Origin of the sequence: Microbispora sp. ATCC PTA-5024 (assembly GCF_000511135.2) — a bacterium.
Lineage (GTDB): Bacteria > Actinomycetota > Actinomycetes > Streptosporangiales > Streptosporangiaceae > Microbispora > Microbispora corallina.
In genome coordinates this window covers 990,744-1,004,154 of record NZ_KI866522.1, presented here as the reverse complement: position 1 = coordinate 1,004,154, position 13,411 = coordinate 990,744, and the positions used below count along the sequence as shown (strand labels likewise).

Here is a 13,411-nt window from a genome sequence, read left to right as displayed (position 1 = left end):
CGGATCGTCCCCGCAGATCAGGACACCCGGCCCACGGGTACGTGAACCTCCCACGTCCGCCGCCTGAACTCGTCCCGTCGAATCGCGAGGGGCCCCGTCCATCGAGGCGGCGTTCCCGCGGAACTCTCCGCGGCTCTCTGAACGTATCAGCGGCATTCGCCCGTCCGAAGCCGTCCACCTGCGAAGACGTGGACGCCGTCGGGCGGCATCCTTTCCCCGGCACGGTATTGACCCGATGATTCGAGCCGAGACGGCGAGATCGAAGGGACTCCTCATGCACCCATCGGACAGGACACGCCTGCCGACGGCGGCGCGCCGAGGTCGCCGGAACACCCGTCCGGCACGCCGTACGGCTGTCGTGGCGGCGGCGCTCGTCACGGGCTGCCTGGTCGCCGCGGTGCCCGCCACCCAGGCCTCGGCGGCCGCGGGGTGCGCGGTCACCTACACGACCAACGACTGGTCGGGTGGTTTCACCGCGGCGGTCACGATCCAGAACCTCGGCGACGCGATCAGCGGGTGGACGCTGGGCTTCGCGTTTCCCGCCTCGGGTCAGAAGGTGACCGACGGCTGGGCGGCCACCTGGACGCAGAGCGGGCAGAACGTCACGGCCAGGAACCTCGACTGGAACGCGACCATCCCCACCGGCGGGTCGGTGTCAGTGGGCTTCAACGGCGCCTGGTCGGGTTCCAACCCCACACCGGCCTCCTTCACCCTCAACGGCGTCACCTGCACCGGCTCCACCGGCACCCCGACACCCACGCCAACGCCAACGCCGACGCCGACCCCCACACCGACCCCCACGCCGACCCCCACGCCGACCCCGACTCCCACCCCCACCCCGACGCCGACGCCGACGCCCACGGGCGGGACCCCCACGGTGGCCGCCGACGGTACCGGGAGGTACCGGACGGTGCAGGCCGCGATCGACGCCGTGCCGGCGGGCAACTCCAGCCGGAAGGTCATCACGATCAAGCCCGGCACCTACCGGGAGACCGTCACGATTCCCACGAACAAGCCCTTCATCACGCTGCAGGGCCTCGGGTCGTCGGCCAGGGACGTCGTGATCGTGAACAACCACTCCGCCGCCTCGTACGGCACCTTCGACAGCGCCACCGCGTTCGTCGACGGCCACGACGCCGCCCTCACCAACCTGACGATCTCCAACGACTACCAGGAGAGCTCGTCCACCAGCGGACAGCAGGCCGTCGCGCTGAACCTCGACGCCGACCGGTCGGTCCTGTCGAACGTGCGGCTGCTCGGCGACCAGGACACCTTTCTGGTGAACGCGTCCGCCCGCGCCTACATGCGCGGCTCGTACGTCGAGGGCACCGTCGACTTCGTCTTCGGCGACGGCACGATCGTGATCGACGACAGCGACATCTACGAGAAGCGCAGCACCGGCGCGCCCATCACCGCCGCAAGGACCGACATCGCCAAGACCTACGGCTTCCTGATCTACAGGTCGCGGATCTCCGGCGCCACGGCGGGGACCACACAGCTGGGCCGCCCCTGGGGTCCGAACGCCCAGGTGCTCTACCGGGAGTCCACCCTCAGCTCGACGATCAAGACGTCTCAGCCCTGGACCGACATGTCCGGCAACTCCTGGAAGAACGCGCGCTTCTTCGAGTACAGGAACACCGGCGCGGGCGCCGGCGTCAACTCCAGCCGCCCGCAGATGAGCGACTCCCAGGCCACCGCCTACACCCCGCAGAAGTACCTGGCCGGATCCGACGGCTGGAACCCGATCGGATGACTCCCCGCCTCGCGCGGAGGACACCCGCGCGAGGCCCAGACCGTTCAGCCCGCCAGGACTCACGCCGGCCCTCCCATCCGAGCCCACTCGTCCATCGCAGGAGAACTCATGCCTCTGGCCATCCCCCGGTCCCCGGCGGGCCGCCTGGCCGCCGTCGCGGCGGCGCTCTCCCTGGCCGCGCCGGCCCTCGCCCTCGCGGTGCCCGCCACCCAGGCCTCGGCGGCCGCGGGGTGCGCGGTCACCTACACGACCAACGACTGGTCGGGTGGTTTCACCGCGGCGGTCACGATCCAGAACCTCGGCGACGCGATCAGCGGGTGGACGCTGGGCTTCGCGTTTCCCTCCTCGGGTCAGAAGGTGACCGACGGCTGGGCCGCCACCTGGACGCAGAGCGGGCAGAACGTCACGGCCAGGAACCTCGACTGGAACGCCTCCATCCCCACCGGCGGGTCGGTGTCAGTGGGCTTCAACGGCGCCTGGTCGGGTTCCAACCCCACACCGGCCTCCTTCACCCTCAACGGCGTCACCTGCACCGGCTCCACCGGCTCCACCGGCACCCCGACACCCACGCCGACGCCAACGCCGACGCCAACCCCGACTCCCACCCGCACACCGACCCCCACACCGACCCCCACACCGACCCCCACACCGACCCCCACACCGACCCCGTCCCCCACTCCCACGAGCGGCGGTTCGAGTCCGATCGGCTGGGCCGCGATGAACGGCGGCACCACGGGCGGCGGCGCCGCCGCGACGGTCACGGTGTCCAGCGCCTCGGCGCTGTCGGGCGCGATCTCGGGGTCCTCCGCGTCGGTGGTGCGGGTGACCGGGACGATCTCGTGCTCGGGCATGCTCACGGTCGGGTCGAACAAGACGATCGTCGGCGCGTCCGGGGCCACCATCGCCGGGTGCGGCCTGAACGTGTCCGGCGCGAAGAACGTGATCATCAAGAATCTGGTCTTCCGCGACTGGAGCGACGACGCCGTCAACGTCCAGCACTCGACGAACGTGTGGATCGACCACAACACGCTCTCCCACGGATACGACGGCGCGATCGACATCAAGCGGGCCAGCGACTACGTGACCGTCTCGTGGAACCACGTCTTCGACCACGACAAGACGATGCTGCTCGGCCACAGCGACGACAACGGGGCGGAGGACCGCGGCCACCTGCGGGTGACCTACCACCACAACTGGTTCGACGGCACCGTCCAGCGCCATCCCCGGGTGCGCTTCGGCAATCCCGTGCACGTGTTCAACAACTACTACTACAACAACAGCGGGTACGGCGTGGCCTCGACCGTGGAGGCCGGTGTGCTGGTCGAGGGCAACTACTTCGAGAACGTCGCCGACCCCTACCACCGGGGTGAGGGGTCCTCTCCCGGCGGCAACCTCGTCGCCCGCGACAACTACAAGGTGAACTCGGGGGCCGGCGACACCGGCGGCGGCGTCGCCTCCATCCCCTACTCCTACACGCTGGACAGCCCGTCGAGCGTCAGGTCCATCGTGAGGAGCGGCGCCGGCGCGCACTGACCGCCGGCCCACCCCGCCGCCGTGCCGGCCTCCGGCACGGCGGCGCTCGTCACCGATCCGCCGGCCTGTCCGAAGTCGTGATCAACGAGCCTTTTTATCGTGAGTAGCGGTCGTCTTCGACGGCTTCAACGACGAGGGGCACGGCGCCTGCGGTCAGAACGCGTGCATTGACGACAAGGTCAACGCGTACCTGCTGGAGGGGACGGTCCCGCCCAAGGGCACGCGCTGCGGCTGATCAGGCGGGGATCACAGGCCGTAGGACGGGAACAGGTTCGTCGACGGCCAGGAGTTGGAGCCGACGCTGTCGGCCGCCTGGTGCATCAGGTTGTCGATCTCGACGTCGTACCCCAGGGCACGGCCAGCGATCCGTACGGGATGTTGCGCGCCTGCATGTAGCTCTTCAGCGTGTCGTCGAAGGGCTTCAGCGACGACGGTCGAGTCGCCGGGGCGTCAGGACGACCGGCGCACGGCGGCGAGGCCGGAGACCACGTGGTCGACCAGGCCGTACTCCCTGGCCTCCGCGGCGGTGAACCACCGGTCGCGGTCGGGTTCCGCCTCGATGCGCTCCAGAGGCTGGCGGTATGGAAGGCGGTGCGATACGCGGATCCATCATCTGGATGCGCAGCATCAACCGGGCCCGCGGTGGCGGCGCCCGGCCGGTACGCCGGACGCCGCGACCGCTCAGGTCAGGCGGGCGAGGTGACCGCTCGGCGGAAGTGCCGGGCGAAGAACCGGACCGCGCTGTCGGCCTCGAAGCGGGGCAGGTCCTTGTGCTTGCCCGAGTTCACGTGCAATGACTTCTCCTTCGAAGCGAAGGCGTCGAACAGCGCGAGACCCTCCTCGCGCGAGATGTGCTCGTCGTCCCACTGCAGGTCGAACTCGATCGGGATGGTGATTTGCCTCGCCTTCTCGGCCAGGACATCGGGCCAGTGCTGACCGAAGACCGCGGCCGTGATCCTGGGTTCGATCGCCACGAACGGTATGCCGATCGCGGTGCCCATGTTGATGCCCCAGAAGCCGACCGGCCCGCTGGCGCCGATCTCGGGAAGTTCCTGGAGGGCGTCCAGGGTCGCCTGGTACTCGGGCACGGCGAGCTTGGCCAGGTGGTCGTTGTAGCGAATGACGATCGGGCCTTCCGGCTCGCCCGCCGTCCTCGCCCGAAACAGCTCGGCGATTTCCGCCTCGTCGTGCGCCGTGCGCGGCCTGTCGCCGTGGCCGGGCGCGTCGAGGCAGGCGACGTGGAAGCCGCAGCCGGTGACGAGCAGGCCTGCGCGACCGGACATCGCCGGGTGCTTCTTGTGGTTGCCGCCGCCGTGGGCCATCAGGATCAAGGGTGCGCTATCGGCCGCGCCGGAGGCCGGCGACCATAGGACACCGGGGACGCCGCCCACGGTGAAGTCACGTTCGATCACGTCGTTCGACGACGACTCGGCGGTGAACTGCAGAGAGTGCATGGGTGTTGCCTTTCGGGAGTGCCTTGTTGTCGAGGCGCTCCCGGCGACACCTACGTCAATCGCCCGACCGTGACGAAAGGGGGAGCACCCACATCGATACAGCGTTCATGGGTCTCACCTCCTCGGACGGTGTCGCGGCCGACTGAAAGCTACCAGCCCGATCGTCGTCCCGGCCAGCCCGTTTCGCCGCCAATGATCACAACTCCAGGCAGACCCTAGCCGCGAGACGCGGTGGGAGGGCGGCGCTCCAGCGGGGGGCCGTCCACCGAGCAGTGGCTCCTCGACGCGGGCGGAGGGGTGGCGGTGAGCACGTTCGTCCTGATGGTGACGAACGTGACCGCGGCGGCGACGGCCATCATGGCGGCGCTCACCAGCATCGAGGTGTGGAAGCCGCGGGTGAAGTCCACGGGGGAGTCGTACGCCTCGCCGGTCAGGCCCACGAGCGGCGGGACGGCGGCCACGGCGAGCAGGCCACCCGTCCTGGCCAGGGCGTTGTTGACCCCGCTGGCCACGCCGGCGTACCGCTCCTGGGCCGTGGCGAGCACGGTGGCGGTGAGCGGGGCGACGGCGGAGGACAGGCCGAGCCCGAACACCACCGCCGCGGGCACCACGTCCGCCAGGTACGACGAGCCCGGCCCGATCCGGCTCATCAGCAGCAGCCCGGCGGCGCACAGGAGGATGCCGATCGTCATGGGCAGGCGCGGCCCCACCCGACGGGCCAGCTCGCCGGCGCGGGCCGACAGCAGCAGCATCAGGATCGTGACCGGGAGCATCGCCGACCCGGCGGCGATGGGGGAGAAGCCGGCCGACACCTGGAGCTGGACGACCAGGAGGAAGAACACCAGGCCCATCGCCGCGTACATGACAAGGGTCACGACGTTGACCGCGGTGAAGACGCGCGAGGCGAAGACCCCCACCGGGACCAGCGCGTCCGGCGAGCGCCGGGTCTCCACGATCACGAAGCAGGCGGCCAGGACGAGCCCCGCCGCGAGGGGTAGCAGTCCGTCGCCCGCGAGGATCAGGCCGTACGTCAGCCCGGCGAGCGCGGGCGCGGCGAGGACGGTCCCGAGCACGTCGAAGCGGCCGTGCGGCCCGGCGTCGCGGGTCTCGGGCACGTGGCGGGCGGCCACGCCGACCACGACGGCCGCGAGCGGCAGGTTGAGCAGGAACACCCACCGCCAGCCGGCGGTCTCGACCAGCCAGCCGCCGAGCAGCGGCCCTACGGCCGCGGCGACGCCGCCGAGCCCGGACCAGGCGCCGACGGCGCGGGGCCGGTCGTCCGGGACGAAACTGGCCTGGATGATCGCGAGCGAGCCGGGGATCAGCAGCGCGCCGCCGATGCCCTGGAGCGCCCGGGCGAACACGAGCACCGCGATGTCGGGCGCGAGCCCGCACAGCGCGGAGGCGAGCGCGAACCAGGCCACGCCCACCACGAAGATCTTCCGCCGTCCCAGCCGGTCGCCCAGCGACCCGCCGAGCAGGATCAGGGACGCCATCGTGAGGGTGTAGGCGTTGACGGTCCACTGGAGGCCGGACATCCCGGCGTGGAGATCGCGGCCGAGCGCGGGGAGGGCGACGTTGACGACCGTTCCGTCGAGGGTGGCGATGCCCGACCCGAGGACCGTGGTGAGCAGCACCCACCGGCCGGTGCCCGACGCTAGTCGGATATGTCCGGTATCCATATGGGTCATCCTGCGGCATCCGCGAGGGTGCTTCCGCCCGTCGTCCGGCGACGATTACACGATTACGATCGCTCACAGCGAACGGGCGCAAATCAGGGAACACGATCACACTCCTGTTAGTTGAGTCGGCATAACTCAACCTTTGGAGTTCGCATGTCACAGATCCTTCCCGTCCTTCCGCTGGACGACGAGGTCGTCCTGCCCGGCATGGTGGTTCCTCTTGATCTGTCGGCCTCCGAGGTCCGGGCCGCCATCGAGGCCGCGCGGGCCAGCGGCGAGAGCCGGGTGCTCCTCGTGCCCCGCGTGGACGGCCGGTACGGCGCCATCGGCGTCGCCGCCGTCGTCGAGCAGGTCGGGCGGCTGCCCGGCGGCGAGCCGGCCGCCGTGGTCCGCGGCGTCGACCGCATGCGGGTCGGCACCGGCACCACCGGCCCGGGCGCGGCGCTCTGGGTGGAGGCCACGGTGCTGGACCAGGTCGCCGTCGGCTCCCGGGCCGAGGACCTGGTCAAGGAGTACAAGGCCCTGACGACCACGATCCTGCAGAAGCGCGGGGCGTGGCAGGTTGTCGACGCGGTCAACCAGATGGAGGACCCGGCGGTGCTGGCCGACAGCGCGGGCTACGCGCCGTGGCTGTCCACGCCGCAGAAGCTCCTGCTGCTGGAGACCCTCGACCCGGCCGAGCGGCTCGACAAGCTCGTCGGCTGGGCGCGCGACCACCTGGCCGAGCTGGACGTCGCGGAGACCATCCGCAAGGACGTCCAGGAGGGCATGGAGAAGCAGCAGCGCGAGTTCCTGCTCCGCCAGCAGCTCGCGGCCGTCCGCAAGGAGCTGGCCGAGCTGAACGGCGACCCCTCCGACGAGGAGGAGGACTACCGGTCCCGCATCGAGGCGGCCGACCTGCCCGAGAAGGTGCGCGTGGCCGCGCTCAAGGAGGTCGACAAGCTGGAGCGGACGTCCGACCAGTCGCCCGAGACCGGCTGGATCCGCACCTGGCTCGACACGCTGCTCGACATCCCGTGGAACGTGCACACGACCGACGAGTACGACATCGCCGGCGCCCGGGCCGTGCTGGACGCCGACCACACCGGGCTCGACGACGTGAAGGACCGCATCGTGGAGTACCTCGCGGTCCGCAAGCGCCGGGCCGACCAGGGCCTGGGCGTCGTCGGCGGGCGCCGCAGCGGCGCCGTGCTCGCGCTGGCCGGTCCTCCCGGAGTCGGCAAGACCTCGCTCGGCGAGTCGGTCGCCCGGGCCATGGGCCGGACGTTCGTCCGCGTCGCCCTCGGCGGCGTGCGGGACGAGGCGGAGATCCGCGGCCACCGGCGCACCTACGTCGGCGCGCTGCCGGGCCGCATCGTCCGCGCGATCCGCGAGGCCGGCTCGATGAACCCGGTCGTGCTGCTCGACGAGATCGACAAGGTCGGCGCCGACTACCGGGGCGACCCGACGGCCGCCTTGCTGGAGGTGCTCGACCCGGCGCAGAACCACACGTTCCGCGACCACTACCTGGAGGTCGAGCTCGACCTCAGCGACGTGCTGTTCCTGGCCACGGCCAACGTCCTGGAGCAGATCCCCGGGCCGCTGCTGGACCGCATGGAGATCGTCACGCTTGACGGCTACACCGAGGACGAGAAGGTCGCGATCGCGCGCGACCACCTGCTCCCGCGTCAGCTGGAGAAGGCCGGCCTCACCTCCGAGGACGTGTCGATCGACGAGGGCGCGCTGCGCCGCCTGGCCGGCGAGTACACCCGCGAGGCGGGCGTCCGCTCGCTGGAGCGCTCGCTCGCCCGGATCCTGCGCAAGGTGACCGCGAAGGTCGCCCTGGACGAGACGGCGCTGCCGGTCGCGGTAGGGGCGGACAGCCTGGTCGACTACCTGGGCCGGCCCCGGTTCGTGCCGGAGTCGTCCCTGCCCGAGGCGCGGCAGCGCACCTCGGTGCCCGGCGTGGCGACCGGGCTGGCCGTCACCGGCGCGGGCGGCGACGTCCTGTACGTCGAGGCGTCGCTGGCCGACCCGGAGACGGGCTCGACCGGCGTGACCCTGACGGGCCAGCTGGGCGACGTGATGAAGGAGTCGGCGCAGATCGCGCTGTCCTACCTCCGCTCGCGCGGGGTGGAGCTCGAACTGCCGGTCGGCTCGCTCAAGGACCGGTCCGTGCACATCCACGTGCCCGCGGGCGCGGTGCCGAAGGACGGCCCGTCGGCCGGCGTCACCATGACGACCGCCCTCGCGTCGCTCCTGTCGGGACGGCCGGTGCGCGGCGACGTCGCGATGACCGGCGAGGTCTCCCTCACCGGGCGGGTGCTGCCGATCGGGGGCGTCAAGCAGAAGCTGCTCGCCGCCCACCGGGCCGGCATCACCACGGTGCTCATCCCGGCGCGCAACGAGCCCGACCTGGACGACGTCCCGGCCGAGGTGCTGGCCGACCTCACCGTCCACGCGGTGAGCGACGTCCGCGAGGTCCTCGACCTCGCCCTCGCCTCCGCGACCGTCGAGCAGCACGCCGCCGCCTGACCGCGCTCGCCGCACGGCCCGCGCCTCGTTCCGGGGCGCGGGCCGTTCCGCGTCGCGGGGCCGCGGGGTGCGGGCCGTACGGCGTCGCGAGGTCGCGGGGTGCGGGCCGTACGGCGTCGCGAGGTCGCGGGGTGCGGGCCGTACGGCGTCGCGAGGTCGCGGGGTGCGGGCCGTACGGCGTCGCGGGCCGCGGGTGCGTCTCCTACCGCCGCCCGGGCAAACCGAGTAACGTTCGGTCATGCACCCTGGAGCGATCGCGGCGGTGACGCCGGACAAGCCTGCGGTGATCATGGCCGGCTCAGGCCGCGTGATCACGTTCCGGGAGCTCGACGAGGAGTCCAACCGCCTGGCGCACCTGTTCCGCGCCGCGGGTCTCCAGCCGGGCGACCACGTCGCGTTCATGCTGGAGAACCACCCGCTCTTCCTCGTCGTCGCCTGGGCCGCCCACCGGTCGGGGCTCTACTACACGGCGATCAGCACGCGGCTGCAGTCCGAGGAGCTGGCGTACATCGTCGACAACTGCGAGGCGAGGATCTTCATCTCCTCGGCGGCGCTGGCCGAGGTGGCGACCTCGATCACCGAGGCCACCCCGCGCGTGGAGCTGCGGCTCATGATCGACGGCGAGGCCCCCGGCTTCCGCTCGTACGAGGAGGCGACGGCGGGGCAGCCCGCGACGCCGATCGAGGACGAGTGCCAGGGCGTGGACATGCTCTACTCCTCCGGCACCACCGGGCGGCCCAAGGGCGTCAAGCCGACGCTGAGCAAGGCGGACATGGACTTCGCCGGGCCGCTGGTGCAACTCGTGCAGGCCCTGTTCGCGCCCTCGGCCGGCAGCGTGTACCTGTCGCCCGCCCCGCTCTACCACGCCGCGCCGCTGCGGTACTGCATGACGTTCCAGCGGCTCGGGGCGACCGTCGTCGTGATGGAGAAGTTCGACCCGGAGAAGGCGCTGGAGCTGATCGAGCGCCACCGCGTCACCCACTCCCAATGGGTGCCGACGATGTTCGTCAAGATGCTCAAGCTTCCCGAGGAGACGCGCGGCCGGTACGACCTGTCGTCGCTGACGTGCGCCATCCACGCGGCCGCGCCCTGTCCCGTCGAGGTCAAGGAGCGGATGCTCGAGTGGTGGGGGCCGGTCGTCCACGAGTACTACGCCGGCACCGAGGGCAACGGCTTCCTCTACGTCGGCCCGGAGGACTGGCTCAAGCACAAGGGCACGGTGGGCCGCCCGCTGCTCGGGATCGTGCACGTGTGCGACGAGCAGGGCGACGAGCTGCCGCCGGGCGAGCACGGGACGGTGTACTTCTCCGACGGGCCGCGCTTCGTCTACCACGGCGACCCGGACAAGACCCGGGCGGCCCAGGACCCGCGGGGCCGGGGCTGGACCACCCTGGGCGACATCGGGTACGTCGACGAGGAGGGCTTCCTCTACCTCACCGACCGGCGCTCGTACATGATCATTTCCGGTGGGGTGAACATCTACCCGCAGGAGGCGGAGAACGTCCTCGCGCTGCACCCCAAGGTCGCCGACGTCGCCGTCTTCGGCGTCCCCGACCCGGAGATGGGCGAGCAGGTGAAGGCCGTCGTCCAGCCGGCCTCGCCGGAGGACGCCGGCCCGGAGCTGGAGGCCGAGCTGATCGAGTACTGCCGGGCCCGCCTCGCCCACTACAAGTGCCCGAGGTCCGTCGACTTCCGCGACGAGCTTCCCCGCCATCCGACAGGAAAGCTTTACAAGCGTCTTCTCAAGGACGAGTACTGGCCCGCGACGTCCTGATATAAGGAGCGCGTACGGCCTGGTGGGAGCGTGCAGCTGATCGCTTAGCGCGACCTTATCGCGGGTTTGCGAAAGTAGTCGTGTACCGGCGGAGAGCCGGGATTACCGGCAGATCCATTGAGGGGGATGGCGATGAGCTCACAAGAGCACGTTCCCGGCAACGAGAACACCGACGTACTCCCCGGTCACGGCTGGAGCCAGTTCGGCAGGACTCCGCCGCAGCACGGGCAGTACGGTGGCCAGCAGTCGTACGGGGGCGGCTATGGCGGATACGGCGGGTACGGCCCGCAGGGGCCCTTCGACACGGCGGCGCTGCCGGGGCCCGCGGCGCCGCAGAAGGCGAGGCTGACCGGCCGGCAGAAGGCCGGAGCGGGCCTCGCCCTCGTCGCGGTGGCTCTGGGTGGCGGGGCGACGGGGGCCCTCGTCGCCAACGCCACCAACGGCGGCCAGACGGTCATCTCCAGCCCCGTCGTGAGCCCCGCCTCGAACACCTCGGCCAACACGATCGCCGCGGTCGCCAAGGCGATCATGCCGTCCGTCGTGTCGATCAAGGTGACGACGCAGAACGGCGGGGGCGAGGGGTCGGGGGTCATCCTGTCGGCCGACGGGCTGATCCTGACCAACAACCACGTCGTCGCCGACGCGCAGGGGGGCACGGTGACGGTGAAGTTCAGCGACGGCAAGACGGCCTCGGCCGTCGTCAAGGGCACCGACCCGACGACCGACCTCGCGGTCATCCAGGCGCAGAGCGTCTCCGGCCTGACCCCCGCCTCTCTCGGCGACAGCGACAAGCTCCAGGTGGGCGACGCCGTCCTGGCGATCGGCAGCCCGCTGGGCCTGGAGGGCTCGGTCACCTCGGGCATCATCAGCGCCCTGGACCGGACCCTCACCGAGGGCCCCGAACAGCAGCAGCAGCCGCAGTTCCCGTGGGGCCTGGAGCAGCCGCAGCAGCAGCCGCAGCAGGGCACCACGATCGGCGGCATGATCCAGACCGACGCCGCCATCAACCCCGGCAACTCGGGCGGCGCGCTCGTCAACGCTGCGGGCCAGGTGGTCGGCGTGAACACCGCCATCGCCACCTCGGGCTCCAGCTCGGGCAACATCGGCGTCGGCTTCGCGATCCCCATCAACACGGCGAAGCTGGTCGCCCAGCAGCTCATCAAGACCGGCAAGGTCAGCCACGCGTTCCTCGGCGTGAGCGTGGCCGACGCGACCGGCGACACCTCGGGCGCCGTGATCAGCTCGATCACCGCCGGCAGCCCGGCCGACAAGGCCGGCCTGAAGGAGGGCGACCTGGTCACGAAGATCAACGACACCCAGGTGGACGGCGCGGAGGCCCTGGTCGGCGCGATCCGCAGCGCCCGCCCCGGCGACAAGGTCACGATCGTCTACACCCGGGACGGCAGGAGCTCGACCGTCACCGCCACGCTGGCGGAGCAGTCGGCCGGCTGACGGCCCGGCGTCCGTCGCCGGTGAGCCCCCGTCGCGGGAGGCTCACCGGCGACGCCGTTTTCCGGCACGCCCCGGGCGGTGCGATCCGGCGTCAGCGGCGGCGGGTCATCGCCTCCGACTCCCACAGGTCCCGGTAGTAGCCGGGCGCGGACACCAGGTCCGCGTGGGGGCCGCGCTGGACGACCCGGCCGGCCTCCAGCACGACGATCTCGTCCACCTGCTCCAGGCCGCGCAGCCGGTGGGTGACCAGCAGCGTCGTGCGGCCGCGGGTGGCGTCGAGCAGGTCGGCCATGAGCAGGTCGGCCGTCTCCTCGTCCAGCGCCTCGGCGGGCTCGTCCAGCAGCAGGACGGACGGGTCGAACAGCAGCGCCCGGGCCAGCGCGAGCCGCTGCAGCTGGCCACCCGACACCGTGCGGCCGTCCTCGCCGAGGACCGTGTCCCAGCCGGTCCGCTCGGCCCACGCCTCCAGCCGGGCCCGCCGCACGGCCTCGGACAGCTCCTCGGCGGTGGCCTCCGGGCCGGCCAGGCGCAGGTTGTCCCGGACGGACGCCTGGAAGACGTACGGGTCCTGGGTGAGGCCGGTGATCCTCGCCCGCACGTCGTCGGACCGGTACCGCCGGACGTCGATGCCGTTGAGGAGGACCTCGCCCGACTCGATCTCCACAGTGCGCATCAACGCCGACAGCAGCGTGCTCTTGCCCGCGCCGCTGGGCCCGACCACGGCGACCCGCCTGCCGGGGGTGAGCGTGAGGCTCACCCCGTCGAGCGCGGGCTCGCGGCCGCCGTGCCGTACGACGAGGTCGCGGACCTCCACGGTCAGGGGCGGCTCCGGCGGGGGAGCGGGGTCGGCGGGCTCGGTCACCGCGGGCGGCGTCGCGCGGATCTCCCGCAACCGGCGCAGCGCCGCCAGGACGCCGGAGAACCGCTCGCCCGCGGCCGCCAGCGGCAGCACCGGTTCGAACGACACCAGCGCCGCCAGCGCGAGCACGGCGGACGGGACGCGTGCCAGCCCGGCGGCCTGGGCCGCCAGCACCACGCCGACGACGGTCAGCCCCTGCGCCGGCATCCCGATCCCGAGCGCGACGGCGTTGATCCCGGCCTGACCCCGCTCCAGCCGTCCGAGCCGCCCGTCCGCCGCCATCGCCGCCGACAGGGCCCGGCCCCCGGCGCCGTACGCGGCGAGGTCGGCGGCGCCGTGCACCAGGTCGGCCACCCGGGCGGCCAGCTCGGCGCGGGCCGGGGCGATCCT

The 13,411-nt window shown here is 71.8% G+C and carries 9 protein-coding genes and 1 pseudogene; 6 read left to right on the top strand and 4 right to left on the bottom strand.

Going from position 1 to position 13,411, the window contains the following annotated elements:
* Positions 1-274: 274 nt before the first annotated feature.
* The 3 genes and pseudogenes from MPTA5024_RS04535 to MPTA5024_RS43215 form a co-directional block, all read left to right on the top strand.
* Positions 275-1,753, top strand: a complete 1,479-nt coding sequence (locus MPTA5024_RS04535; protein WP_084369411.1) for a pectinesterase family protein — start codon at positions 275-277, stop codon at positions 1,751-1,753.
* 108 nt (positions 1,754-1,861) lie between these two features.
* Entirely contained in the window at positions 1,862-3,286 is a 1,425-nt protein-coding gene (locus MPTA5024_RS39265; RefSeq protein ID WP_036320133.1) for a pectate lyase family protein, read from the top strand.
* Between the two features lie 139 nt (positions 3,287-3,425).
* A pseudogene (locus tag MPTA5024_RS43215) lies at positions 3,426-3,521 on the top strand (alpha/beta hydrolase); the annotation flags it as partial.
* Positions 3,522-3,736: 215 nt separating this feature from the next.
* Here the strand turns inward: MPTA5024_RS43215 and MPTA5024_RS39255 are convergent.
* From MPTA5024_RS39255 to MPTA5024_RS04510, 3 genes are all read right to left on the bottom strand, one after another.
* A complete protein-coding gene (locus tag MPTA5024_RS39255) occupies positions 3,737-3,847 on the bottom strand; it encodes an ATP-dependent Clp protease proteolytic subunit (RefSeq protein WP_269750565.1) in 111 nt (36 codons plus the stop codon).
* Between the two features lie 125 nt (positions 3,848-3,972).
* A complete protein-coding gene (locus MPTA5024_RS04515; protein ID WP_036320132.1) occupies positions 3,973-4,740 on the bottom strand; it encodes an alpha/beta hydrolase in 768 nt (255 codons plus the stop codon).
* 215 nt (positions 4,741-4,955) lie between these two features.
* Positions 4,956-6,422 carry an MFS transporter gene (locus MPTA5024_RS04510; protein WP_036320130.1) on the bottom strand — a complete coding sequence of 489 codons (1,467 nt, stop codon included), beginning with the start codon at positions 6,420-6,422 and terminating at the stop codon, positions 4,956-4,958.
* 153 nt (positions 6,423-6,575) lie between these two features.
* Between MPTA5024_RS04510 and lon the strand changes: the two genes are divergently transcribed.
* The 3 genes from lon to MPTA5024_RS04495 all read left to right on the top strand — a co-directional run bounded on the left by lon (position 6,576) and on the right by MPTA5024_RS04495 (position 12,162).
* Entirely contained in the window at positions 6,576-8,936 is a 2,361-nt protein-coding gene (gene lon / locus MPTA5024_RS04505) for an endopeptidase La (RefSeq protein ID WP_036320127.1), read from the top strand.
* A gap of 238 nt (positions 8,937-9,174) precedes the next feature.
* A complete protein-coding gene (locus tag MPTA5024_RS04500; RefSeq protein WP_036320125.1) occupies positions 9,175-10,710 on the top strand; it encodes an AMP-binding protein in 1,536 nt (511 codons plus the stop codon).
* A 132-nt stretch (positions 10,711-10,842) separates the two neighbouring features.
* Positions 10,843-12,162 (top strand): S1C family serine protease, encoded by a 1,320-nt coding sequence (locus MPTA5024_RS04495; RefSeq protein WP_036323161.1) that lies wholly within the window; start codon positions 10,843-10,845, stop codon positions 12,160-12,162.
* 91 nt (positions 12,163-12,253) lie between these two features.
* Here the strand turns inward: MPTA5024_RS04495 and MPTA5024_RS43210 are convergent.
* Positions 12,254-13,411 (bottom strand): amino acid ABC transporter ATP-binding/permease protein (locus MPTA5024_RS43210; RefSeq protein ID WP_036320122.1); only part of this gene is annotated, 1,158 nt, incomplete at its 5' end.